The organism is Shewanella sp. SG44-6, from assembly GCF_014164185.1.
GTDB lineage: Bacteria > Pseudomonadota > Gammaproteobacteria > Enterobacterales > Shewanellaceae > Shewanella > Shewanella vesiculosa.
In genome coordinates this window covers 1-213 of record NZ_JACJER010000390.1, presented here as the reverse complement: position 1 = coordinate 213, position 213 = coordinate 1, and the positions used below count along the sequence as shown (strand labels likewise).

Here is a 213-nt window from a genome sequence, read left to right as displayed (position 1 = left end):
ATGGAAGAAGCTAAAATAGCTGATTTCAGAAGCCAACTTCGTGAAGAGAAAATTCGTTACGCAGGTATTCGTAAAACCCCAAAAGGGATTGCGATTAAGTTTCGTGACGCTGCAACTGTTGACCAAGCTGAGACATATTTAAAAACCCGCAGTAAAGACATGACCTATACCGATGCGAGCAGCGGTAATGAGTTTATGCTGCTTGCTACCATG

General features: G+C 42.7%; 1 pseudogene. It reads left to right on the top strand.

Features of this window, described 5'->3' with window-relative positions:
• A pseudogene (secD, locus tag H5185_RS22690) lies at window positions 1-213 on the top strand (protein translocase subunit SecD); the annotation flags it as partial.